The sequence below is a fragment of the Bradyrhizobium sp. LCT2 genome (assembly GCF_009931255.1).
In the GTDB taxonomy this organism is placed as follows: domain Bacteria; phylum Pseudomonadota; class Alphaproteobacteria; order Rhizobiales; family Xanthobacteraceae; genus Bradyrhizobium; species Bradyrhizobium diazoefficiens.
The window spans coordinates 1,990,964-2,014,668 of record NZ_CP034432.1; the positions used below are offsets into that span (position 1 = coordinate 1,990,964).

Genomic DNA, 23,705 nt, shown 5'->3' on the forward strand with positions numbered 1-23,705 from the left:
GGCGTCATGGCCATCGTCACGGCGCCGACAAAAGCCTGCGCTGTCAACCCGCTGAAGATGAGTCAGCCGATCGGCGGCGCATTCGCCTTCATGGGGCTGCGCGGGGCGATGCCGCTCCTGCACGGTTCCCAGGGGTGCACATCCTTCGGGCTCACGCTCTTTGTCCGGCATTTCAAAGAGGCAGTACCGCTGCAGACCACCGCGATGAGTGAGGTCGCGACCGTACTCGGCGGCTATGAGAATCTCGAGCAGGCGATACTGAACATCTACAACCGTGCCAAGCCAAAGATCATCGGAATCTGCTCGACCGGTGTCACTGAGACCAACGGCGACGATGTGGATGCCTACCTCAAGCTAATCCGGAGCAAGCATCCGCAACTCGCAAAGTTGCCACTGGTGTATGTCTCGACGCCTGATTTCAAGGGCGCGTTCCAGGACGGCTGGGAGAGAGCTGTGGCGCGCATTGTGGAGGTGCTGGTGGAAGGGCCCAACACCAATGGCCTGCGGGATCAATCGAAGGTGAATGTTCTGCCGGGATGTCACCTCACGCCCGGCGACCTTGATGAACTCCGTGTCATACTGGAGGATTTCGGGTTGTGCCCATCCTTCCTCCCTGACCTGGCGGGATCGCTCGATGGGCATATCCCCGATGAGTTTACGCCAACGACCATCGGCGGCATCGGCGTCGACGAAATTGCGAGCATGGGCCGCGCCGGATGGACGATTGCAATCGGCGCGCAGATGCAGCGAGCGGCAGAGGTCATGCAGGTCAAGACCGGCGTTCCTTTTCGTGTCTTCGAGCGGCTGTGTGGTCTCTGTCCGAACGACGAATTTATGATGTTCTTGAGCGAGATCAGCGGCCGCCCCATACCATTGAAATATCGGCGCCAGCGCGGTCAGCTCGCCGATGCAATGCTGGACGCGCACTTCCATATTGGCGGTCGCAAACTTGCAATCGGCGCTGAGCCAGACCTCCTGTTTGATCTGTCCGGCATGCTGCACGACATGGGCGCGCAGGTGACCGCGGCCGTGACGACCACTCAGTCGGGGGTGATCGAGCGGATCAAGACCAAGGAGGTACTCATTGGCGATCTGGAGGATCTGGAAGGGCTTGCTGAAACAAGGCATTGCGACCTGCTGATCACGCATTCGCATGGCAGGCAAGCGGCGGCTCGGCTGAAAGTCCCGTTCTATCGTACCGGTTTTCCGATGTTCGATCGACTTGGCGCGGGCCACCAACTATCCGTGGGCTATCGTGGTACCCGCAATCTGATCTTCGATATCGCCAATCTCGTGATTGCGCACCGCGAGGAGAACGATCGGCCTACGCCCGATAGATGGCGGACTGCGCCCGGATCGCCACGATGCTCGGGGTATCGCAGCTCCACCGGCGCAGCTGAGAGGTCGACTGCATGAAGGTCGCGTTTGCCACTCAAGACCTGAGACGCGTCGATGCCCATTTTGGTTGGGCAAAGAATATCGCAATCTACGATGTCACGCCTGGCGGGCACGTGTTTCTCAAAGCGATTGAGTTTGAGGGCGATCTTAAGGAAGACGGCAACGACGACAAGTTGGCGCCGAAGATCGAGGCGATCAAGGATTGCGCAATCCTTTACGTCGCCGCCATTGGCGGTGCCGGGGCTGCGCGAGTGGTGGCCAACAAGATCCATCCTATCAAGGTGAATAAGCCAGAAAGCATTCTGGTGTTGCTCGAAAAACTCGAGCGCGTACTGAAGGGCACGCCACCTCCCTGGCTGCGCAAGGCCATGGCAAAGGACCGACGGCGTACGTTCGAGTTCGACGAATGAGGTGATATGACCACAAAAATAGAGCAGCAGGGCAGTGCCGTGGACGCGCCGTTCCTCATGGAGTTGATCAAGATTTGGCGCGCTCAGGATACCAACGGAGCCTGGGAGGCGAAGAGCGATCTCGACCTGCTCGAACCCTATATTCTGGACAAGGAGAAGCGGCGCGCATTGCCGATTATCGGTGATCCTGATCCCGATACACTGTGGCGGCTTGAGCTATTCTTCGATGCGGTCGCGCTCTCGATCGAGAGGGTGACCGGCGTGATGATCCAGCCGATTCTGAAGCTGCATCGTGAAGGCTTCGGCCGCGTGGTGCTGATCGGAGGCCGGCTGATCGCCGTAAACAAGCAGCTGCGCGATGTGCATCGCTTCGGCTTCGATAATTTCGTAAAGCTCGCGCAGGAGGGCGACAAATATGTCAGCGACGGAATCGACCTGATTCGGAAATTTCCGGACGTGGCGAACTATTGAGGACACTCATGGGCGATCGTGAAACACTGAAGACAGAACTAAAGAAGCTGTCTGCCAAGGCGATACAAGCCAAGATGGATCTGCACGACCTTTCGGAAGAATTGCCAGTCAACTGGACCTCGATCATGGTGGTGGCGCAGAAGGCGCACAATGCCTATGCCGAACTTGAGCGCAAGACCCTTGATTTGAAAGCGCTGGAAGATACTTAAAAGGGGGCCCGACCCATGTCATTTGCAACGCGCGATGGACGCGACTGGACGCCAGAATATCTGATCTCGATCAATAGCAAGAAGTGCATCGGCTGTGGCCGCTGTTTCAAGGTGTGCGGTCGAGATGTCATGACCTTGAAAGGAATGAACGAGGAGGGGGAACTTGTCGACCTCGACAATGACGAGGACGATGAAATCGAAAAGAAGATCATGGTTCTGAACGATTCGGGCGCTTGCATCGGCTGCGGTGCATGTGCCCGGGTTTGTCCGGCCAACTGCCAGACCCACATTTCAGCCGCAGCGGAAGCTGCGTGAGCGAAGGCGGCGCTCTCTCTCTCTCTCTCTCTCTCTCTCTCTCTCTCGCAGCAGCAGCAGGCGAGATATAGGAAGACTCGTTGGTGATCGGGTAAACCCGCAACGGAGACTCGGGCGGCGGGCTCGAATGGCCCCGATCTTTCACTGAACAGCAAGACGGAACGATCTGCTTAGTCCCGAGGCAAGCCATACCGACTGAGTGGCGCCCCGCTCGCTAATCGCTCTCCTATCGCAGGGTCCACGTTATCGCGAAAGCGCCCTGGCCTTTACGCTGGGCGGGTGATCAAACTGCCTTCGTGGTCTTCATAGATTGCGAATTGCTGGTTTCCGAAGTAGGGACGTTCCTGCGGAGCCAATGGTGCCCATCTTATCCTGTGGCGTGCCCGGTTGCGGGATGGGCAGGAGCGTAAATCGGCCGCGGTGCGCCGGGCGTGGACATTGTCTGCCCGATCATTGCCGATCGCGTTGAAGTGCATGTGATGGCGGCACCTGTGTCCTCCGCAATTCTCCACTGGGGACCGGATGGCGCTGCCGGAATTGGATGGACGGTGCAATTGCGTATGCGAGTTTGCGGACGCCTCGAGCACGCGGCAAAAGCACCGAGCGGAAGTTCTGCTCCACAAGCGCTGGCCAAGCTAATGAATCGGGAGAAGGCGGAGATAGCCTCCGCCTTGCGGAAACAGTTGCAGGCATGGAGCCAGGTGAGTCGTCATCCGAAACAACGGCGCCATGCTCTCTGGTTTCCGTGGCAGCGGGTCGACAGGCCTACGAAGTATCTTTCGAAAGCTGAAGGCAGTGATATCGATACTGAGGGATGCTTCGAGACGGATTCCTCGGACGATAACCCTTCATTTTACTTGGAGCGCGCTCATATGGGGCTGAGCGTGGAGCACAGTGGCTGCAATAGCAGCACCGGGCCTGAAATGACGGACATTTCGCCGTTCCACGCGCGGGCGCAACGGTCTTAGCCTAAAGGAGGCACACGCTCGCCGCGTGCGCCCCTCACTGGCTGGAAGCGAGCGTTCAACCTTTCTGCGAAGGCACTTGCGATGCCGCGGTGGGATACCCCATCCGAGGGCATCGTAACCGGGCCTTCCACAGCGTGGCGATCAACGAGCAGCAACGACCAGCCACCGCGTTTAGCTGAGAAAAGTTGGAGCGCGAAAGCTGCAGCTGCGCAGCTAGCATGGAAAGGTCAACAAGGCTCAATGCTCGTGCGAATTGGTCTGAATTATGCGCCCGGGCCAATGAGGTGTGCGGCAATGGCGAAGCTTGCGTTGGATTGTCAGAAACGCGAGCCGTTCCGGCACTTGTACGGTTCTTGCAGGATTGTTTGCACAGCGACAGTGAAGAACGTCTTGCAATAAACGAGCGATGAATGCAGCCAGATGCCATCTATGCGATTTGCGGCTTTAACCACATTCCGAGCCGCCAGGCTATGGGATTTCATCTTATGGTCGTCGATGACGACGGCACTCACCGGCCGTGGTCCATCATTGTGGTGCGCTGGGGCAAAAAGGTGCTTGGCTATGTCAATAAATGCCCGCACAACAGGGTCAATTTGGACTGGGAGCGGAACGAATTCCTCGATCCATTCGGTATCCGGCTGATGTGCGGCAAGCACGGTTCGACCTTCGAACTCGGCACCGGGCGGTGCGTCGAAGGTCCATGTCAAGGTAGAGCGCTCACACCGATCGCGTTGGCAGTTCTGGATGGTGATATCTGTGTCCTCGGCGTGCGTCTTGTCGAAGACGATGCATCGCCCAACAACTGAAGACCGCGCTCAGACCGGCCGGTTCTCGTTGCGGTTTTTCACGGGCTCTATCCTCTTTAGCCCGTCGTCGTACGAGATCTCCTCATAGGACAGATCGAGATCCCTTGCGGCATCGAGGAGGCAATCAAGCTTGCCGCCCGGATCGAGCTTCTTGATGTCGTCCTTGTTGAGCCCGACCAGATCCATCATCTCCTTCCAAACGGTGGATTCATCGCACGGTAGGACGAGGAAATTGATATCACCGAGCTTGATTTGGTATTTCGCTAGCAAATCTATGTTGTTGCAGAACATGAAGTAGCTGCCGTTTGGGCTTAAGGCACCGTCAAGGACGGTCGCGACGTCAGCAAGATACGCGAAGGAGTGCAGGTAGCCGGCCAGCACCGGAATAGTCCGTTCTCCGTCCTGCGCGATTGTCAACACCTGCTCGATCGAATAGTCCGGCGGCCGTTTCTCGTCCGCGACTTGAGTCTGGAATTTTAGTGCGACGTCGCCGCGAAAGCCGAACCGGCCTGGCTTGGTCGTCCCGCCTTTGAGTACGGCATTGAGCAGGCGGCCCTCCTTCTCAAGTCTGCCGAGTGCGGTGTTCTCGATTACAGTCATTAATGTCGTCCTCGATCTAAGCTCTTCACCGACGCCTTGGCCGGTGCCGGATGCGATGCAAATTGCTTGCCGTCGCATGTGTAGCGGCCTTCGGCGTAGCTTAGAAAGAAAACGCGTCAGTGGGCTGCGATCGCCGAAAGTAACCTCGTCAGGAACCCGACACCGGTTCCAAAGCCAACAGGCGCGATCCGAAAAAGTGAGCAGCATCAAGCGTCTGCACGCTGGCACGTGACTTGCCCTTGGCAGCTAAATCCAAGCTGATGAGGATAAGCCGTGATCAATCTGACGGATAGCGCAGTGAATGCAATCAAGAGCGCGATTTCATCGTCGACCCACCCGACCGGCGGTCTGCGCGTTATGATCGAACCAGGCGGCTGCAATGGATTCAAATACAAGATGGATCTGGCCGAGGAACCGAAGCCTGACGACACCGTGATCGAACGCGACGGGCTGAAGGTGTTCGTCGATAACAAGAGCCGCGAGCATCTGGTCGGCACGACCATCGATTTCGTGATGGCACTGGAGAGCTCTGGCTTTACCTTTCATAACCCGAACGCCACCGCGAACTGCTCCTGCGGAAAATCGTTCAGCTGATGAAAAAATCGTTCAGCTGATGAGGAGGAGACATCGAAGCATGCAGGCCGAAGAACAACTGAGGCAATTATCGTGCACTGCGACAGACCGAGCGCGTCGTATTCGCGGCGCTCTCGAAGAGATCCGACCCAATCTGCCACGCGACGGTGGCGACTGTCAGAGGATCGGCATCGATGGCAGGATTATGGTCAGGCTAACCGGTGCCTGTATGTTCTCTAAGCTTTCGAGCGTGACGCTGGAAGGCATTCAGGCGCGGCTGGTCGATAAACTAATCCCCGTTGCTGCTGCAGCCGAGGCAGTGGATTGAGCGAAAATCGAGTGCCGATTTACCTCGATAACAATGCAACGACGCGGACCGATCCATCCGTCGTGCAAGCCATGTTGCCGTTCTTCACCGAGCAATTCGGCAATGCCTCGTCCACGCACGCCTTTGGCAGCGAGGTCGCAGTCGCTCTGAGGCAGGCCCGGCGTAGCTTGCGGGGCCTGCTAGGGAACGCATGCGATCATGAAATCGTTTTCACCTCGGGAGGGACCGAGGCCAATAATGCCGCGGTCCTCTCTGCGCTTGCGACGCAGGAGGACCGCGACGAGATCGTCACGACCTCGGTAGAGCACTCCGCCGTTCTTGCGCTAACCGAGCAATTGGCGACCAAAGGAGTCAAGACGCACATCGTACCCGTAGATTCCCGCGGCCGGCTCGACATCGAGGCGTTTCGCTGCGCGCTCGGGCCACGCACAGCGATTGCTTCGGTTATGTGGGCCAACAACGAGACCGGAACGATGTTTCCTGTGGAGTTTCTGGCCGGGTTGACCCGTGAGGCGGGCGCGCTGTTTCACACCGATGCGGTCCAGGCCATCGGTAAGGTGCGCGTCAACCTAAAGGACAGTGCGATCGACATGCTGTCGCTATCCGCCCACAAACTGCACGGTCCCAAGGGGATCGGCGCGCTATATTTGTGCAAAGGGACAAAATTCCGGCCGCTGATCTGCGGCGGATCACAAGAACGAGGGCGCCGCGGCGGGACTGAGAATATTCCCGGCATCGTCGGCCTGGGAAAGGCTGCCGAGCTTGCGGCGGAGCGGCTCGAACCGGAGCGCCTTCGCATTGGCGCGTTGCGCGACCGCCTCGAGCAGGGAATTTTGCACAATGGCGAGTGCGTTTCGCTCGGCGATATCAGCAATCGGTTAGCGAACACGGCCAACATTGCCTTCGACCATCTCGAAGGCGAAGCCATCGCCCACCATCTCAATCGGGCGGGCATCGCCGTGTCGCTCGGATCAGCCTGCAACTCCGGCTCAATGCAGCCATCGCATGTTCTGCGTGCCATGCAGGTGCCGGCGTGGCGGATGCGCGGCGCGGTACGCTTTTCTCTGTCGCGTGAAACCTCCCTCGCGGAGGTCGATGAGGTCGTGTGCGCAGTTTCCGACATCGTGGCTCGCCTGCGCGCCACCTCCTGCGTCACAGTCGGGGAGTTGACCTCGTGAAAATCATGATCCGCCGGTCTCCGGACGCGGGCCTGTCGATCTACGTGCCAAAAAAGGATCTCGAAGAGCCAATCGTGGAATCCGAGTACGAGACGCTATGGGGCGGCTGGATCAAAGTAGCCAATGGCTGGGTGCTCGATTTGCCCGAGATGGCGAGCGACACACGGTTACCGATCACAATCAACGCTAAAAAACGAGGCGAGAAAGGGGACGATCCGTGAAGGCGCCCCCGCAGATCGACTTTGTCCATGCGGCCGATGCAAAGGCCACTCTCGTGGACATCGCTGCCGGCCTGAGGGCCGCCAGCATTATTCCCTATCTCGGTCCTGGCCTCGCCGAACTGTGCAGATCCGATGTGCCGACCACACCAGAGGCATTGGCCGGCTTCTTCGCCAGCAAGGTTCCGCTGCCGCGGCGGGCTAGGGGCAATGCGTGGGCGTCGGCGCAGCATATCGAGATCAGCAAACATCGGTCCGCCGTGACCGCATTGATGACACAGGCTTTCGCTCGGCCAGTCGAGCCGACGCGGTTGCACCATCATCTTGCGTCCCTGTCGCTGCCCGTCATAGTAGACGCGTGGTATGATGACGCCATGCGCGCGGCGCTGGGTAAGCGCGATGGATGGGGCGAAGTGCAGGGTATCACCCGCGCAGGTATTGGCGAGAATCGCTGGTATCGCTTTTACGATCCGGTTGGCCAAGAGGTCGACAGTGCCGTGGCCGGCAGCTGGGCGACGGTGCTGTACAAGCCGCATGGCAGCGTGCAGCCGGCCAACAAATTCCTTGTCTCCGACGCTGATTATGTCGAGGCGTTGACCGAAATCGACATTCAGACGCCAATTCCGGACATCATCAAGGAAAGGCGAACCGGACAGACCTTTCTCTTCATCGGCTGTCGCTTCAACGACCAGCTGTTGCGTAGCTATGCGCGGCAGATCATCAAGCGCTCGGCCGACACCCACTATGCGATCGTTGATCCGGACGCGCTCTCTCGCAATGAGTTCCGCTTTCTACTCGAGCAAGGCCTGACGCCGCTTGCGATTGGGCTCCCTCGCGCGGTTGAGATACTGCTGACCCATTAGTGGCCTTCTGAAGCCCGCATCCCCCAGCTCGTATCGGCATAGCGAGAAAATCCGTTCAGATGGAGTCGGGTTCCGGCGAGCTTGGCGCGAGAATGAATGCGCAAGTCATGGAGCTCTGCGTGAGAATGACGACGTACCTGTCGCATCGTCAACACGCGCATCATTACTGTTCTTACATGCGCCAGCGCCGATCGTTTCCGCTAACTCGTTGGCGTATGGCTGCAATTTCATCGTCTCCGCCATGGCATGCAAGTTGCTACTCAGCTGCTTGAGGCTCGCTCACGGATGGTCCTGGGAGGCCGATGATGCCTGCAGGGAAAATGAAAATGAACGCGGTCGTCGGACGCGGAAAATATGTCAAAGCTGCAGTGGATAACGGCAAGATGATGCAGCCCGCCGCCGAGCATAAGGGCTGTTGCGCTTCGGCCACGACCGGGCAGGCGAGCTGCGGCTCGCGGGCCGGCCAAGCCGATCTGCCGACCGAAATCTGGGAAAAGGTCAAGAACCATCCCTGTTACAGCGAAGAAGCGCATCATCATTACGCCCGCATGCATGTCGCGGTCGCGCCAGCCTGCAACATCCAGTGCAATTACTGCAACCGAAAATACGACTGCGCCAATGAATCGCGTCCGGGTGTGGTGAGCGAGAAGCTTACCCCTGAGCAGGCGGCAAGAAAAGTGCTCGCGGTCGCGACCACCATTCCGCAGATGACGGTGCTTGGCATCGCTGGTCCCGGCGATCCCTTGGCCAATCCAGCAAAGACGTTCAAAACGTTCGAGCTGGTCGCCAAGGTGGCTCCCGACATCAAGCTATGTCTGTCAACCAATGGACTGGCTCTGCCGGACTATATTGATACCATCGCCAGGTCCAAAATTGAGCACGTCACCATCACCATCAACATGGTCGATCCCGAAATCGGCGCCAAGATCTATCCGTGGATCTTCTTCAACCACAAGCGCTACACCGGCATCGACGCGGCAAGGATACTCACCGATCGCCAGCTGCAAGGCCTCGAGATGCTTAGCGAACGAGGTATCCTGTGCAAGGTCAACTCGGTGATGATCCCAAACATCAACGACGACCACCTGGTCGAGGTCAACAAGGCGGTGAAGTCGCGCGGTGCCTTCCTTCATAATATCATGCCGCTGATCTCCGCGCCCGAGCACGGCACAGTATTTGGCCTCAACGGTCAGCGCGGACCGACGGCGCAGGAATTGAAGACGCTGCAAGATGCTTGTGAAGGGAAGATAAACATGATGCGGCATTGCCGCCAGTGCCGCGCCGATGCGGTCGGTCTACTCGGGGAGGATCGCAGCGCAGAGTTCACCACCGATCAGGTCATGAAAATGGACGTCCAATATGACTTAGAGATGCGCAAGGCTTATCAGGACAGGGTAGAGGATGAGCGTGCCGCCAAAGTCGCGGCCGGCCAAAGGGAGCTTGCGGAATTGGCCGGAGAGATGAGCGCGATCACTCTTCTGGTGGCCGTCGCAACCAGGGGCTCGGGGTTGATCAACGAACACTTTGGACATGCAAAGGAATTTCAGGTGTACGAACTTTCTACAACCGGCGCCAAATTCGTCGGCCACCGGCGCGTGGACGTTTACTGCCAGGGCGGTTATGGCGAGGAGGACAGGCTTTCCGCCATCATGCGTGGCATCCATGACTGCCATGCGGTCTTCGTGGCCAAGATCGGCGGCTGCCCGAAAAGCAATCTGATCAAGGCGGGGATCGAGCCGGTCGATCGATTCGCCCATGAGTTCATTGAACAGTCGGCGATCGCCTGGTTCAGATCCTATCTGGACAAGGTGAAACGCGGGGAGATCCAGCACGCGCCGCGCGGCGACGCCGCGATCCGGCAAGGAGCTCTGATCTCTGCGGCGTAAGGGGGAATATGTGCCATTCAAGATCATCGCCTCGCAGTGTACGAGCTGCTCAGCCTGCGAACCCTTATGCCCGAACGTTGCCATCTCGGAGAAGGGGGGGACTTTGTGATTGAAGCGGCGAAATGCACCGAATGTGTTGGCTATTTCGACGAGCCGCAATGTGTCGCCGCCTGCCCGCTCGACAATACCTGCGTGGTTGATACGTCCTTACCTCGCTACCAAGCGCCAGCCTAAAGCGTGAGCCCCCATGAACGGCATGCCAAGAGCTGGTGCTGAAAACGTCGCACGCTTCGTGCTGCGCGTCGGGGGCGTCGCAGGCGCCCACGTTCGGTCCCCTTCACGGACGGCGACTGCTCTGGATTGCCCTGCGATAGTGCTGTTGCTGGTCGGCAGCACGGCCCTGGGCCATTTCATTCTGCGCGGCGGTCTAAAGGCGCTTCTCGATGGCGAGAGCGGCCTCCCAGGCAGCGCTGCGATCGTCGATATGACTGACGATGCCGCGCGAGCACGAAGTGATGCAGGATCTCGCCTGCGGTGGGCCACGCGGCGTCCCTGCATCTCTACGAGGAAGCGATGCATGAGGAGCGGTACATGAACAGCATTGTTCGCGATAGCGACGTCGTCGAGCTCAGCGACCCGCCTGTCTTCAGCTTTGGCCAAAAGCTGCGAGCCAATCGCACCATCCGCAATGATGGCACCTATCGCGGCAAGGAGATTGGCGACGTCTTAGTCAAGAAGGGAGAGGTGGGTTACGTCGTCTCGATCGGCACGTTCCTGCAGCAATTCTACATCTATGGCGTCGAGTTTCTGGAAAGCGGTTACCGCGTTGGCATGAAGCGCAAGGAACTAGAGCCGGTGGACGCCTGCGAGGAGATCGATGATCTGCCATTGCCGGAGGAGTCATGACTGAGCCCGGCTTTCCGAAGTATCGGCGGGGCCAGCGGGTCAAAACCGTAGTCGACCTCGTCAACGACCGCTCATTTCCCAATACGGAGCCCGAGGGAGTCTTGCTCGCCGCCGGAGCGACTGGCGAGATCATCAACGTCGCTATCCATACCGACGCGAACGTGCCGATCTATATTGTCGATTTTGGTGAGCAGCTGCTCATCGGCTGTCTTGAAGAAGAAATCACAGTGCTTTGAAGGGAGGCTTTCGCTATGAATGCCGCGCTGATGAGGAAGGTAAACGCCGGGCTGGTGCCTCACCCCAACGAGCTCGATCGCAAACGGATCGAGCGCGGCTTGAGCTCGCGCAAGCGTTATCTCTACGTCTCGCCGAACGTGACGCAGGTGAGGGGCGGCTACCTCGTCGAGAGCCCCTGTTGCTCGCACAACATCGACAAGGATGGCGCTCTCATCGATGTCGCGCTGATTCTTTATGATCCCGTGAGCGGGATCTGGAAGCTGTTTTGCAAGAATCACGCGCGAGGAATCTGGGAATTTTACAGCCTTTACCATCGCTTGACTTCTGCAATCGACGACTTGAACGCGGATCCGGAGCGTCTGTTCTGGCAATGACGAACCACCTTCGACGAGTCATAGAGGAGCCACGATGGCGCTCACCGAGGAGGAATTGATCGAAATCGAGCGGCTGCTTGCAGCCGATGGCGCCGAGATGGGTCCGTTTGTCGAGCTGCGGCGCCGGTTTCCGCAGCTTGCTTGGGTGCGCTGTGATGCGTCGGATGTAGCGGATCAGCCGTTCCGGCAGTTTCCTCGTTTCGACCTTCATCTCCTCGATGGATCGGATCACTGCGTGCAGATTACGGCCGATCCGATGCGAGCCACCGGCATCGTACTGGCCAAAAGGAATGTTGGGCGGTGAGCACTGAACTAGCAGAGTACCGGCTTGATGGCGCGCACACTGTGGAGAGAAATGAATTTTTCGTTCCACTGTCCGATCCTGATATCACCTTCGCCGAGCTCTCTGCTGTGGAAACGCTGCTGTGTTCGCCGCAAATCTCCAACGGGCAGATCACTGAGGCGTTTGAGCACGCTTTCGCAGCCTATCTTGGCCGCAAATATGCTGTTGCGGTCTCGAGTGGTACCATCGGGCTCCTGCTTGCGCTGAAGGCGCTTGGCATCGGCCAGGGGCAGGAAGTTATCGCCTCGCCCTACTCCTTTCGTGAGACCGCGCATGCAATCAGTCTCGCAGGCGCACGAGCGGTATTTGCCGATATCGACTATTGGTCCGGAGCATTGATCCCAGCGAAGGCCGAAGAGCGCATCACGGCCAACACGCGGGCGATTGTCGCCGGCAATCCCAACGGCCATCCCGCGCCATGGTCGGAACTGCGCGCGGTCGCGCAGCGCCATCAGTTGCTGCTTTTGGAGGATTCCACCGAGGCGATCGGATCGAGCTACAAGGGTGAACTCGTCGGCCGGTTTGGCGACCTCGCGGTGTTCGACTTTGCCCAGCCGGCGGCCCTAACCTGTGGCGAAGGCGCAATGGTGGTGACCGACGATATCGACATCGCGGTCGGCTTGCGTCGCCATCGCGTCCATTGTCTGGACGAGCGCTCCTCCGTTGTTGTCGGTAGCACGGCACCTTACCAGGCCGGCATGAGCGATCTTACGGTTGCCTTGGGCCTGGCGCAGCTGAAGCGTCTCGATGAAATCCTGGAGCGGCGTCGGTTGGTCGAGCAGCTTTACAGCGTACATATGCAATCATTTGAGGGCATCAAGCCGCCTTATGTTGGCCTCCATGTGACCGAGGTGAGCTGGTTGCTTTATCTCGTTCATCTGGGGACACGCTCCACGCGATCGGGGCGCGCCGCCATTATCGATGATTTACGCGACGCACAGGTTGAATCCGCCGCCTATAGCCAACCGCTGCATTTGCAACGGCACTACTTTGCCTTCGGCTATCGGCGTGGCGATTTCCTGGTTACGGAAAAAATAGCCGATCGCGCTCTGGCGCTTCCGTTTCACACCCATCTCGCGAACAAGCAGATCGAGTTTATCGTCGAGACCATGAAAGATGCGTCGATCAACGTGGGTGCGGGTGCAGCGATCTACTGAGATGATCGTCATCCACCACACGGAAGCACGAGGATTGAATGGCGATGATCGTAGTTTTTGTCATCGGGAGAGATGGGCAAGGGGATCGAGGATACGTCGTTTGTGGCAGCGTTGTCGGGCGCAGCTCGTGATCTACACAAATGCGGGAGCGCGCCGGATGCCGCTCGAGGAATGTACTCGTCTGGGAAGGCCGCAAGAGAAATGTTCCAAGCGAACGCGAAGAAGACCTGCTCGATAGTAGCAAAGGCGCCGCGTCCAAGGCGCGGCTTGAGCCCCACGCGCCAAGGTGCCAGAAACCAGGCCCATCACAGTCGACAGTCTTGGTTTCCGCTCGGAATCGTCAAAGTTACCAAAACAGGGGATCGGTATGAACTCGCAACAAGTCATAATCCACGTCCGTTTCGGTCCGAACGGGAGGGTGATCCAAATCAGCGAGCGTCCGGCGAAGCTCACGCCGAACCAATGGTTTGATGTCCTCAACGCCCGTGCCAGCTCGGCTTATCGGCCGCTCGCTCGTGGCCGTGGGATTTTTCGGCTGAGCCGGACTGCGATCGATGCTTTCAAGCAGGAAACTGCGGGGCCGGGATGAGCGAACGGATAATCCGCAACCTGATGAGCGATCAGATCGAGGTTTTCGCCGTCTGTCCGGCCGATGCCATCGAGCGGAGTGGCGCCATGGGCTTTAGCCTGTCGCAGATCGATGATAGTGGCGAGAGCCGGCCGTTTCCAATTATTGTGGTGCGCACCTTCGGCAACGACTATTTTAATTACGTCAACCGTTGTCCGCATGAGAGCGTCTGGCTCAACATCGGCTCCGGTGCGTTTTTCTCGGCGGACCGCGCCTTTCTCAGATGCGGCCGCCACGGTGCAAGATTCGAGATCGACACTGGGATGTGCATCGATGGCCCCTGCGATGGACAATCGCTTGAGCCGGTAGCGCTCGCCGTGATCGAAGGTGACGTCTGCCTATGCGGCGTCAAGCTGCTGGAGGACGATCGGTTCGCCGACCCGTTCGGGGGCAGCGACGAAACCATGGATATCACGATCCATCCGGACTAACGAGCCTATCGCTTTGCTGTTGCTCAAGCTGCCTGGGGCGCTTTGCCGTCGGATGAGGCCGTCGTACTCGTGAGCGTTAGCGCGGATGCGTGTCACGGCTTTTGACTTGTGAGACAAAACAGGCAGCCCGCCGGATTGCGGCCTTGCACCCTGCGACCTCCGCCGCACCAAGAAGCTGCTCTTGCGCTAGCTCGCCAAAATCGAGCCTCCTGGCAGGAGATGCTTCCTGCTGCCGGCGGTATGTTCGAGCGGGAAATGCCCCCGGCGGCTGGAAGTTCGCCGAGGGCATCGTCTGGGGGGACCCAGACTGACAGGACCGTTTAGGCAGGAGGAATGACGATCCTGTGTCAGAAGTCTTTGGCGGCCGGCGCAGCTGGCGTTATTGCCTGCGTTGCAACTGCAATGCCAAACCTCAGCTCGTGCGACGTCCTTAGCGAATGGCGCCACCATCGTCAGCTAGGGACCAGTTAGGAGCAGATGCATTAATGAGCACGTGCTCGTTGTTCCGCATTTGCCGCTGCAAGCGCGTCTTGACATGTATCGTCCGAAGCGTGGGCCCAATCTGGGACCGCTGGGTTGCCGGTTTGCCGTTGCTGCCAATCGGGATTGCGGCCGGCTTGGTCTGCAGTCCCAAAAGGTGGCTCGGCGATCATCCCTGCCTCGTTGGGGCCTTCGCGACAGCCGCTGTCTATTGAGGCAAACGATAGATCGGCAGCAGCGGAACGCAGCGTCCAGCTTCAGGGCGAAAAAGATGCTGTGGGCTCGCGCCGGACGGTGCGGCTAGCCGACCACGCCATGGCAGAACGGAGCGCTCGATCCACCGCGCGATCGTCGAGGATCAAGGCTCCTCGATAGGCGGCACGAAGATCATGAAGATCGCTGCTCATTCCAAGATATGATAGCGCAAGAGCTGGGAAAAATAATCGAGAGTCTAGCTCATTCTGCGTACAAGCTGCCGAAGGTTGAAGCGGGAGGTCAAACGCTATGCGAGGTTTGTCGTGTCCGAAACAGAAGCGAACGACATTGTCGCAACCTCGGCAATAATTGTGAGTCGCGCCAGGCAGAGCAAGGGATCATTGCAGAAACGAACGTTACGCGTCTGGTGTGCAACTTGCTTTTGAGAAGTTGGATGGTGAGCAAGTGATGCGTATCGCGATGATGAAGGTTGGAATTGATCAAGGAGGCTGCTTCGGACGCGAAGATATCTATCGCTGATCTTCAGCGACCACAGTAACTATGGCGCCCGCTCATTTCGCCTGCGTTCGCAAGCGCGAGTGGGAATCAGTAGCATTAATCGGTCGATGCGGCATTCAATCATAATAGATTGTGGGGGCGATGTGATCACACCTTGTCTCCTTTCAGATGAAGCCGATTGATCACAGGGTATGCGCATGAACTCAGAAACCGAATTCGAACTTCCTCAACTTTATAGGCATCATGTCTTTGCTTGCCACACGCAGCGTCCGCCAACTCATCCGCACGGCAGTTGTGGCGCCTCCGGCGCGCAAACCCTGTGGGATCGAATGGGCAAGGCGATCGAAGCGCAAGGCCTCAACGATGTTGGCTTCACGATGGCAGGCTGCCTTGGCTTTTGTAACTGTGGTCCCTTGATGGTCGTCTATCCCGACGGAGTCTGGTATCGCGCGACCACGCCTGAGGACGTTGACGAAATCGTAAACTCCCACCTCAAGCAGGGCAAACGTGTCGACCGCCTTGTGATGGTGCTAAAGCGAAGCTAGAGGCTTCGCTTAGCGGCCATTTGCCCGGGCTAGTAAGCATGGACGGCTTGTCCATCCATGAGCTGGCCGCTCGGAGCTCGGATCGCCTGAGGTTGAGCGGGGGCGTCACGCTCCCGGTCTGCCTTGGCGCGGCGTGCCGCCTTTGTTCTCCGGCCCAATAAGCAAATGGCGCCTTTGCAATGCGCGACGAAAGAAGAATATGATCATATGCTGGGTCGATCTGTTTGTGTACCGTCACTCCATGCCGCGCGATCCGTAGCTCACAGCGAGAGCAATGCTGCGAATGGCTCCCCGCGTCTCGCGAGATGACGCGTCGTTGGCTCGTCATCTCACTCCCCGCTTGCACTGCGGTGAGGTTAGGGGACGCGCTCGATAAGCTCGCCGCGTCCGGGTTGATCAAACGGATTCCGCTTTCTGGTCCCGTTCTAGCGTCAGAATTTGTAAGTGACGCCGCCGCTGAGGAGCCATGGGTCGATATTGGCGCGCCCGGTGACGGCAATCGCATTGTTTACGGTCGCGGAGTACTCCGGCCGCAGCCACAGCTTCTTCACGTCAAAGTTGAGGCCCCAGTGACGATCAAGCATGTAATCGAAGCCGAATTGGACCGCCGCGCCGAATTGGTTGCTGATGCGCAAATCCGTTACGGCAAGACCGCCGAGCGACGTATTGGCTGCCGATTGGTTGAAGAATGCGGTGTAGTTGACGCCCGCGCCGATATAGGGCTTGAGCGGGCCGAAATCGGTGAAGTGATATTGCAGGGTCAGTGTTGGCGGCAACAGCCAGGCTTTGCCGATATCGAGCCCAGTGAGCGCGCCATTGCCGCTGATGTGATGGCTGGTCACGCCGAGAATGAGTTCGGCGGCAACGTTTTTTGTGAAGAAATAGGTGATGTCGAGCTCGGGTATGGCTTGCTCGCTGATCGAAAGCCCAGAACTTGGTGAGGACAGCAGGGGCGCCCCGGCAACGCTGACCGAGCTGCCTGCGGTATCCGGCAAAACGCCGAGCACGCGCAGGCGAATCATCCATGGATTGAAGGGTTCGATCGGAGGCGCTTTGTAGTAGACCGGCGCCGGACCCAGATCCGCGGCCAGTACCGAGATGCTGGCCAACGAGGTCGCGAGCGCGAGGAGCGATGCCGTCGTCAGAACTGTCCTTGTTCTCATCTTATTCTCCATTCCAAATTCCGCGCGAAGAGCCGCGCGAGATCTCTGTCACACAGCGGGAATGGCGAAGGATTTGATACCGATCAAAATGGGAGCGGCCATAGCGCAATTATGCCGCTAAGTTGCATAAGGATCACGGCCGGGAAGCGTGGTGGTCTGTTCTGATCGTTATTCAATTCAAGAATCCGTCTAAGCCGAATCTCTTCAAAAAACTGCCTCTCGGCTTGGTACTCTGAACCAATCCGGGCCACGGAGGTTATGCGTGATAAAGGCGGCAACTGCGGCGGCCTCTCACACACTGCATAGGCGAGAAGTGCGGCATTCGAGCGCAATATGGGCGATGCCGCCTTGCGGAGCAGCCACTCGCTCGGGTCGTCTCAGCGAAGGTCCTGTCGACTACTACCCGTGAAGGAAGCCGGAAGTGGGAAACGTCATTCTTTGCTTCGTCTGATGGTTTGGGGGGGCGCTCCGCCGTTTCCTCACCTCTGCGGACAACGCGTGCGGTTTGCTTCGTGCAAGCATTCCTCGACATCATTTTGCGTCTTGCCACCAAGCAGTGACAGCACGGGCTCATGATCGAGTCCGGCACATCGTGCCCCGTCTACGTCGATCAGCGGTCGTCGTATCAGGAGCGGATCGCCTACCATCAATGCGAGTGCGATTGCCGCGTCGATAGTATCGGGATTGACTTCGCCTGACTTGATACGGGGTGCGGCTCGGTTGAACCAGGATTCGACGGGCATATTGCCGAAGAAGAACGCGCAATTCCTCCGCATCCCATGGCTCCTTCAAGATGTCTTCGGCGATCACGTCGTGACCGGCGGACTTCAGCGCTTGAATCTGACGCGCGTTAGTGGCGCAGCCGGGCTTCTGCTAAAAGATCATTGTCGCCACGACATACCCATGTAGACGCGCTTAGCTGAACGATTCGCGCGGCGCTGCTGCTTCCGGGAGCCCATTCGAATTTATTGCCGATCATCTCCAATGTCAGCGCACCAAGCGCCGTACCGTATGTGCAACACTCGCCGCTGGTCCGCCAGGTTTCGAGCTCGACCGACATATTCACTCTCCTCAAATCGCCCGGCTTGCGAGAAGAGCGGCAAGTTCCGTTCCACACCTGAAGGCATCGGAACAGGTCCCGCCAAATCGGCATTTCGCGTTGATGGTTGTGGTCGTTGTTAGTTTTCTGACAGCCGCGCAGATCCAAAACAGCCAGGATCACTCACCGGCTGGTTGGTTTTTAGAAACGTAATCAGAAGCTTAAGGAGCGCGGTCAGCGTTGGCACGGCGGTTGCTAATAAGCGGCAGCAACACTGAGTGAGGGCTGAGTGCACGCCGACGCGTAAGGCGAGCGATGCGCTCCTTCCCTTGATCCCGTGTGCCCCCGTTTCTGAGAGAGAAACAAGCTCGCGCGCAAGAAGCGCGCAACTTTTGGCAAATCGGTTGATGGAGAGCAAAATGTCTTCACTGAGACAAATCGCGTTCTACGGGAAGGGCGGCATCGGCAAGTCGACCACTTCGCAGAACACGCTGGCGGCGCTGGCCGAGATGGGTCAGAAAATCCTGATTGTAGGGTGCGATCCGAAAGCTGACTCGACCCGCCTGATTCTGCACGCCAAGGCGCAAGACACGATTTTGAGCCTTGCAGCGAACGCCGGCAGCGTGGAGGACCTCGAGCTCGAGGACGTTATGAAGGTCGGCTACAAGGACATTCGCTGCGTGGAGTCCGGTGGTCCTGAGCCGGGTGTCGGCTGCGCCGGACGCGGCGTCATCACCTCGATCAATTTCCTGGAGGAGAACGGCGCCTACGAGAACATCGACTATGTCTCATACGACGTGCTCGGCGACGTCGTTTGCGGTGGCTTTGCGATGCCAATCCGCGAGAACAAGGCGCAGGAAATTTATATCGTGATGTCCGGTGAAATGATGGCGATGTATGCCGCAAACAACATTTCCAAGGGCATCCTGAAATACGCGAACTCTGGCGGCGTGCGGCTGGGCGGTCTGATCTGCAACGAGCGGCAGACCGACAAGGAGCTGGAACTGGCGGAAGCGTTGGCCAAGAAGCTAGGCACTCAGCTGATCTACTTCGTGCCGCGCGACAACGTGGTGCAGCATGCCGAGTTACGCCGCATGACGGTGCTCGAATATGCACCCGAGTCCAAGCAGGCCGATCACTATCGCAATCTTGCGACCAAGGTTCACAATAATGGCGGCAAAGGCATCATCCCGACCCCGATCTCCATGGACGAGCTCGAGGACATGCTGATGGAGCATGGCATTATGAAGCCCGTGGACGAATCCATCATCGGCAAGACCGCCGCCGAACTCGCGGCCTCGTAAAGGTCGCGAGTCGCGGCCTCGTGAAGGCGCGCGACGGATGCCGGTCTCCCTCACCGCCCATCCCGGGAGGCCGGCATTCTGACGATCGACCCTGACCAAAACCAGGTGCGGCGGAGCAAACCTGACCACTGTGGAAACCCGCAAAATTATGTCCGAAGCGCACTTCCTTCCGTTCATCGCTGCTTGTGCCGTTGATTCCAACGGCCAGATGCACAGGGGAATTGCAACCTACCGCCTGCTCACCGGTGTGCCTCCTGCAGATGCCGATATTGCCATTGACAGCAATCTCGATCGCCATGTCCTGGCGTCTATCCTGGCGGCTGCCACAATGGATGGTGGCTCCCTTCCCGAGAAGGCCGGCCTGTCCGGCCTTGAACTGGCGGCCTTGCTGGAGCAGTACTTTCCCTCGCTTGAGATCAAGCTCGTGGAGCAGATCTCGGCTTTCAAGTGCGAAGAGGACGACGAGATCGCAATGCTGCGTGATCTCTTGCTCAAGCAACGCTCGACGGAAGGGGATATCGGCCGCTGGCTGGCTGCGATGATCGCGCGCCGCGCCATTGGGCCAGACCATCTGTGGGAAGCTCTCGGCTTGCGCAATCGTGGCGAACTCTCTCGGCTGCTGAGCCGCCATTTCGCGCCGCTCGCCGCGCGCAATGTCAACAATATGCGCTGGAAGCGCTTCTTCTACCGCATGCTTTGCGAGAATGAAGGCCTCGTGATGTGCACAACACCCGTGTGCAAGCAATGTGACGACTTCAACCTCTGCTTCGGCGACGAAAGCGGTGAGAGCCGGATGGCCGAGCGCCGGCGCGATGTTCTGCCGCAGGCGGCTCGGCCGGTCCTTGCCGGCGTCTGGCCATCTGAACTGCCACAAGGGTCCGCGATCGCACCGTCATCCGAGAAAGCCTCGCCGGATTTGATAAGCCGCACGGGAGGTTGAGGGCGCGGCTGACGCCGTTTCGATGCGCGCGAGTGACAATGTGTCCAAGGCGGCGGCGGTCCCCAGTGCTCCGCGACAATTCTCACATCCTGGCGCGCCGCAATTACATTAACGTTCGAACTCGGCGTAGCAACAGGCAAGGCGTCCGGTTCATGAGCGTGTCGGATTTGCGACAGTCCATTTGCGGAAGGACGCCGAGGACGGAAGCGTTAGCTTCGTCGATGACTTCCTCGGACGACGGGCTGGCATGCTGGTTGCTGAAGCGTAGGTAGATCAAACTATGAGGAGCTCTCGCGTGATTGCCGCCAGCACCGCCGCCAAATCGTCTTGGTCCGACCAGGTGTGCGCCAAGCCAACCGTGCTCAACGACACGACATTACGCGACGGCGAGCAGGCACCTGGCGTTGCGTTCACCACAGAGGAAAAGCTGGCGATCGCGCAGGCTCTGGCGCGGGCCGGAATCACGGAGATCGAAGCGGGAACGCCGGCGATGGGCAACGAGGAGATCGCCGCCGTCCGCGCCATTGTCGAAGCAAATCTTCCGCTGACCACCATAGGCTGGTGCCGGATGCGGGAATCGGATGTCGACGCGGCGATCGAAGCAAAGGTGTCCATGATCAATATGTCGATCCCGACCTCCGATGTCCAGATCGTGGCCAACCTAGGTGGTCATCGTGACCTGGCGGGGGAACGGGTGGAGCGAGTGGTAAGCTGTGCCTGTGAGCGCGGACTTAAGGTCGCCGTCGGTGGTGAGGACTCATCCCGCGTCGACATCGAGTTTCTCATCAGACTGATGGCAACTGCAAAAGCCGTGTGCGCATGTCGCTTTCGTGTTGCAGATACGCTTAGCGTGCTCGATCCCGACGCAACCTACGCGCTGGTCAGGAATTTGCGTGCGACCACCGCTCTCGAACTCGAATGTCACGGTCACGATGATCTCGGACGCGCAACCGCCAACACGCTCTCCACCATCAAGGCTGGCGCGAGCCACGCCTCAGTGACCGTCATCGGGCTTGGCGAGCGGGCCGGAAATGCACCGCTCGAGGAAATCACGGTCGCACTCAAGCAGCTCTACGGGCGCGAGACCGGCATCATACTTCCGCAGCTCGAGAACGTTGCCGCGGTGGTAGCAGCCGCGGCCGCACGTGCGATTCCTATGAACAAGGCGATCGTCGGAGAGCATGTATTTACGCACGGGTCCGGCATTCATGTCGTTGGCCTTTTGAAGGATCAACGCACCGATCAATTGCTTGATCCCGTTTTGCTTGGCCGCTGCAACCGCTTTGTGATCGGCAAGCATTCCGGACTTGCGGCGATCACCGCGTTACTCGATGAACTGCAGCTCGTCGCCAGCGCCGACCAAGCCCAGACAGGTACTGTCGCAAGTCCGCAAATATGCCGTCGAGCACAGGCTGCCGGTCGAGCGCGAAACCGTGGCGGCGATCTGGCGCGACGTGTGCGGATGCATGACATCCCACCCCGCATGAAAAGCCGTGTCCAGAGCGTTTGGGTCGACCTTCGCAAACCGACGCGCCGCCAGGACGGTGTCCGATGTCGCTGATGGGCGCGAACGGCGTCGAGCTTTCGCACGTCAGGTCCCCTGGCGCGATCTCACCTCTAGATCTTACTTGCCGTTCCACCATACATGCTGTGATCTCCTACCCAATGGCGAGCCGTCCCCGGACTGCCAGTCGGCGTCTTCTCGCGCGGCTGATTTCCAGTCCGGCGACCGTCCTGACGAGTGTCAACCGCGATCGTGGTGTGGCCATTGATCCCGGATCTTCATCGGGACTGACGTCGTCACCGGCGGACCTGCCGATCCGGGCAGCGAAGTTGAGGGCACCGCTTTTTGGAGTCAGGCTTTGGCGATGCGCACCAGCTCTGCGGGGCAGGACGGCAGCAGTCAACAGGCGCCACCCCATCCCATTGACCGTCCAGAGCTAATCCGAAGGAGAATTTTCGATGACCAACTCATGCCCGGCAGCCGGTATCCTGGATCGGCTCAGCAAGGCCTCGTCGGCAGAGGATTTTTTTTCGCTGCTTGGCGTCGATTACGACCCTAAAATCGTGAATGTCGCGCGCCTTCACATCTTAAAGCGCATGGGACAATATTTTGCCAAAGAGCAATTTGCTGGTGCCGCGGAGCCGGAAATCAGGGCTCGGTGCAAGGCGATGCTGGAGCAGGCCTATGCCGATTTCGTGGCATCGTCACCGATCGACCAGCGAGTGTTCAAGGTTTTGAAGGATGCCGTCGCAGACCCTAAGAAGGCCGCGGCTTTTGTCCCGTTGAGCGAGCTGAAGTGATCTCGCGATCCACTGCAAGCAAGGTTTGCCCGACGGGGCGCCGTGGCAACCCGATGTGGGGCCTTCGTCTTTATCCGGGTCAACTCTCTGCAGCAATGACCCGAGCGGCGCCTGTCGTATTCCCGACCCATGTCTGGACTGATCGTGTCCACGGTATCAGCGGCTATTTCAAGTGTCTCCCAAACCATTACTTTCGACTGACTTTCAATGTTTTTTGCAACTGGTACGACACTTGCTGTTGTCCTGCCGATCCGTTCATCGCTGCCGACAGATGGTAGTCGTCCGAGATGAGATTGAAGGAATACCCATGATGCTGCTTTTACTGCCTGCCGAGCGCTGCGGGATCATCTCGTGGCCTACGATCGCGCCAGGTCCGTTCGAAATGGTCTTTGACGCGGTCGAAGTTCCGTATCGACGGTGAGATGCTGGTCAATGGATAAGTCGCCCGTTCGCGCTACATCTGGAGAGGGTATGCACAGCGTCGTCCGCATCAAATCCGTCCGCGATTCCGCTCAGATTTGTATCCATCTCATGGCGGATAGGAACATGCGTCAGCAAGAGGGCCAACGTCGGCCCATACGGGTTGTCGGCGCTGGAGGCTCGGCATGGATTGCGTGACAGGTGCGTTGCCGGGATCGCCCTCGTCGTCACCGTCAATGTGGAGCCGCTGGGCCGAAATTGAGGCGCAGGTATTGCGCAGCGAACGGACTCGCCAACTCAGGCATGGAAGCGACCGGTTCACCGCGGCGCCCTGGCCGCCGCGGTGGCGCTCGTCGAACCCGGCGCGGAAGGCTTCAGTGTGGAAGACCTCTCCAAATCCGGCCGGACCGGTAAGTCTATCGCGACGACCCGTTGTGCGGCCGGTCGGACCAAGCAGACGGGGCAGAGCAGCCGGCCACTGCTGACCAAAGGTGATC

The 23,705-nt window shown here is 58.7% G+C and carries 26 protein-coding genes and 3 pseudogenes; 25 read left to right on the forward strand and 4 right to left on the reverse strand.

Annotated elements, in window-relative coordinates; translation table 11 throughout:
* Window positions 1-6 precede the first annotated feature (6 nt).
* The 7 genes from nifN (at window position 7) to EI171_RS10055 (ending at window position 4,577) form a co-directional block, all read left to right on the forward strand.
* Window positions 7-1,416 (forward strand): nitrogenase iron-molybdenum cofactor biosynthesis protein NifN, encoded by a 1,410-nt coding sequence (nifN, locus tag EI171_RS10025; RefSeq protein WP_097669292.1) that lies wholly within the window; start codon window positions 7-9, stop codon window positions 1,414-1,416.
* Window positions 1,413-1,808 carry a nitrogen fixation protein NifX gene (nifX, locus tag EI171_RS10030; protein ID WP_097669291.1) on the forward strand — a complete coding sequence of 132 codons (396 nt, stop codon included), beginning with the start codon at window positions 1,413-1,415 and terminating at the stop codon, window positions 1,806-1,808. Before nifN ends, nifX begins: the two co-directional genes overlap by 4 nt.
* Before the next feature lie 6 nt (window positions 1,809-1,814).
* A complete protein-coding gene (locus EI171_RS10035; RefSeq protein ID WP_097669290.1) occupies window positions 1,815-2,279 on the forward strand; it encodes a NifX-associated nitrogen fixation protein in 465 nt (154 codons plus the stop codon).
* A gap of 8 nt (window positions 2,280-2,287) precedes the next feature.
* On the forward strand, window positions 2,288-2,488 hold the full coding sequence (locus EI171_RS10040; protein ID WP_097669289.1) for a CCE_0567 family metalloprotein: 201 nt from the start codon (window positions 2,288-2,290) through the stop codon (window positions 2,486-2,488).
* Window positions 2,489-2,503: 15 nt separating this feature from the next.
* Window positions 2,504-2,803, forward strand: a complete 300-nt coding sequence (gene fdxB / locus EI171_RS10045) for a ferredoxin III, nif-specific (protein ID WP_161533243.1) — start codon at window positions 2,504-2,506, stop codon at window positions 2,801-2,803.
* 431 nt (window positions 2,804-3,234) lie between these two features.
* Window positions 3,235-3,771: a hypothetical protein gene (locus EI171_RS10050; RefSeq protein ID WP_161533244.1), complete on the forward strand. Its 537-nt coding sequence runs from the start codon at window positions 3,235-3,237 to the stop codon at window positions 3,769-3,771.
* Between the two features lie 410 nt (window positions 3,772-4,181).
* Entirely contained in the window at window positions 4,182-4,577 is a 396-nt protein-coding gene (locus EI171_RS10055) for a Rieske 2Fe-2S domain-containing protein (protein WP_097669287.1), read from the forward strand.
* A gap of 9 nt (window positions 4,578-4,586) precedes the next feature.
* Here the strand turns inward: EI171_RS10055 and EI171_RS10060 are convergent, their stop codons facing one another.
* Window positions 4,587-5,177 (reverse strand): hypothetical protein, encoded by a 591-nt coding sequence (locus EI171_RS10060; RefSeq protein WP_161533245.1) that lies wholly within the window; start codon window positions 5,175-5,177, stop codon window positions 4,587-4,589.
* Between the two features lie 273 nt (window positions 5,178-5,450).
* Here EI171_RS10060 and EI171_RS10065 point away from each other — a divergent pair, with 273 nt between their 5' ends.
* From EI171_RS10065 to EI171_RS10130, 14 genes and pseudogenes are all read left to right on the forward strand, one after another.
* Complete coding sequence (locus tag EI171_RS10065) at window positions 5,451-5,771, forward strand: iron-sulfur cluster assembly accessory protein (RefSeq protein WP_097669285.1); 321 nt, start codon at window positions 5,451-5,453, stop codon at window positions 5,769-5,771.
* A 40-nt stretch (window positions 5,772-5,811) separates the two neighbouring features.
* On the forward strand, window positions 5,812-6,078 hold the full coding sequence (locus EI171_RS10070) for a NifU family protein (protein ID WP_097669284.1): 267 nt from the start codon (window positions 5,812-5,814) through the stop codon (window positions 6,076-6,078).
* Window positions 6,075-7,256 (forward strand): cysteine desulfurase NifS, encoded by a 1,182-nt coding sequence (nifS, locus tag EI171_RS10075; RefSeq protein ID WP_097669283.1) that lies wholly within the window; start codon window positions 6,075-6,077, stop codon window positions 7,254-7,256. The genes EI171_RS10070 and nifS overlap by 4 nt, the downstream gene beginning before the upstream one ends.
* A complete protein-coding gene (gene nifT, locus EI171_RS10080; protein ID WP_097669282.1) occupies window positions 7,253-7,477 on the forward strand; it encodes a putative nitrogen fixation protein NifT in 225 nt (74 codons plus the stop codon). The genes nifS and nifT overlap by 4 nt, the downstream gene beginning before the upstream one ends.
* Entirely contained in the window at window positions 7,474-8,337 is an 864-nt protein-coding gene (locus EI171_RS10085; RefSeq protein WP_161533246.1) for an SIR2 family protein, read from the forward strand. Before nifT ends, EI171_RS10085 begins: the two co-directional genes overlap by 4 nt.
* 326 nt (window positions 8,338-8,663) lie before the next feature.
* Entirely contained in the window at window positions 8,664-10,223 is a 1,560-nt protein-coding gene (gene nifB / locus EI171_RS10090; RefSeq protein WP_161533247.1) for a nitrogenase cofactor biosynthesis protein NifB, read from the forward strand.
* Between the two features lie 10 nt (window positions 10,224-10,233).
* Window positions 10,234-10,457, forward strand: a pseudogene (locus tag EI171_RS10095) (4Fe-4S binding protein).
* 357 nt (window positions 10,458-10,814) lie between these two features.
* Window positions 10,815-11,129: a nitrogen fixation protein NifZ gene (locus EI171_RS10100; protein ID WP_097669310.1), complete on the forward strand. Its 315-nt coding sequence runs from the start codon at window positions 10,815-10,817 to the stop codon at window positions 11,127-11,129.
* Entirely contained in the window at window positions 11,126-11,365 is a 240-nt protein-coding gene (locus EI171_RS10105) for a nitrogen fixation protein NifZ (RefSeq protein WP_161533248.1), read from the forward strand. The genes EI171_RS10100 and EI171_RS10105 overlap by 4 nt, the downstream gene beginning before the upstream one ends.
* 15 nt (window positions 11,366-11,380) lie before the next feature.
* A complete protein-coding gene (locus EI171_RS10110) occupies window positions 11,381-11,740 on the forward strand; it encodes a DUF3024 domain-containing protein (RefSeq protein WP_097669278.1) in 360 nt (119 codons plus the stop codon).
* A gap of 34 nt (window positions 11,741-11,774) precedes the next feature.
* A complete protein-coding gene (locus tag EI171_RS10115) occupies window positions 11,775-12,044 on the forward strand; it encodes a hypothetical protein (RefSeq protein WP_097669277.1) in 270 nt (89 codons plus the stop codon).
* Between the two features lie 41 nt (window positions 12,045-12,085).
* Complete coding sequence (locus tag EI171_RS10120; protein WP_161536956.1) at window positions 12,086-13,240, forward strand: DegT/DnrJ/EryC1/StrS aminotransferase family protein; 1,155 nt, start codon at window positions 12,086-12,088, stop codon at window positions 13,238-13,240.
* 585 nt (window positions 13,241-13,825) lie between these two features.
* The gene (locus tag EI171_RS10125) at window positions 13,826-14,299 is read left to right on the forward strand and encodes a Rieske 2Fe-2S domain-containing protein (RefSeq protein ID WP_202633123.1); all 474 of its coding nucleotides are present in this window, start codon (window positions 13,826-13,828) and stop codon (window positions 14,297-14,299) included.
* Window positions 14,300-15,690: 1,391 nt separating this feature from the next.
* Window positions 15,691-16,038, forward strand: coding sequence for a ferredoxin (locus EI171_RS10130; protein WP_161533249.1), 348 nt, complete (start codon window positions 15,691-15,693; stop codon window positions 16,036-16,038).
* Between the two features lie 431 nt (window positions 16,039-16,469).
* Here the strand turns inward: EI171_RS10130 and EI171_RS10135 are convergent, their stop codons facing one another.
* The 3 genes and pseudogenes from EI171_RS10135 to EI171_RS44635 form a co-directional block, all read right to left on the reverse strand.
* Complete coding sequence (locus tag EI171_RS10135; RefSeq protein ID WP_161533250.1) at window positions 16,470-17,213, reverse strand: OmpW family protein; 744 nt, start codon at window positions 17,211-17,213, stop codon at window positions 16,470-16,472.
* Window positions 17,214-17,680: 467 nt separating this feature from the next.
* A pseudogene (locus EI171_RS10140) lies at window positions 17,681-18,041 on the reverse strand (arsenate reductase family protein).
* A gap of 10 nt (window positions 18,042-18,051) precedes the next feature.
* Window positions 18,052-18,261, reverse strand: coding sequence for a hypothetical protein (locus EI171_RS44635; protein WP_202633241.1), 210 nt, complete (start codon window positions 18,259-18,261; stop codon window positions 18,052-18,054).
* Window positions 18,262-18,659: 398 nt separating this feature from the next.
* On the opposite strand from EI171_RS44635, the gene nifH reads away from it, so the two are divergent.
* The 4 genes and pseudogenes from nifH to nifW all read left to right on the forward strand — a co-directional run bounded on the left by nifH (window position 18,660) and on the right by nifW (window position 22,788).
* Window positions 18,660-19,544 (forward strand): nitrogenase iron protein, encoded by an 885-nt coding sequence (nifH, locus tag EI171_RS10145; RefSeq protein WP_097669307.1) that lies wholly within the window; start codon window positions 18,660-18,662, stop codon window positions 19,542-19,544.
* Window positions 19,545-19,692: 148 nt separating this feature from the next.
* Window positions 19,693-20,484, forward strand: coding sequence for a nitrogen fixation protein NifQ (locus EI171_RS10150; protein WP_161533251.1), 792 nt, complete (start codon window positions 19,693-19,695; stop codon window positions 20,482-20,484).
* A gap of 280 nt (window positions 20,485-20,764) precedes the next feature.
* Window positions 20,765-21,971 (forward strand): annotated as a pseudogene (gene nifV, locus EI171_RS10155) (homocitrate synthase).
* Between the two features lie 475 nt (window positions 21,972-22,446).
* Entirely contained in the window at window positions 22,447-22,788 is a 342-nt protein-coding gene (nifW, locus tag EI171_RS10160) for a nitrogenase stabilizing/protective protein NifW (RefSeq protein ID WP_097669272.1), read from the forward strand.
* Window positions 22,789-23,705 lie beyond the last annotated feature (917 nt).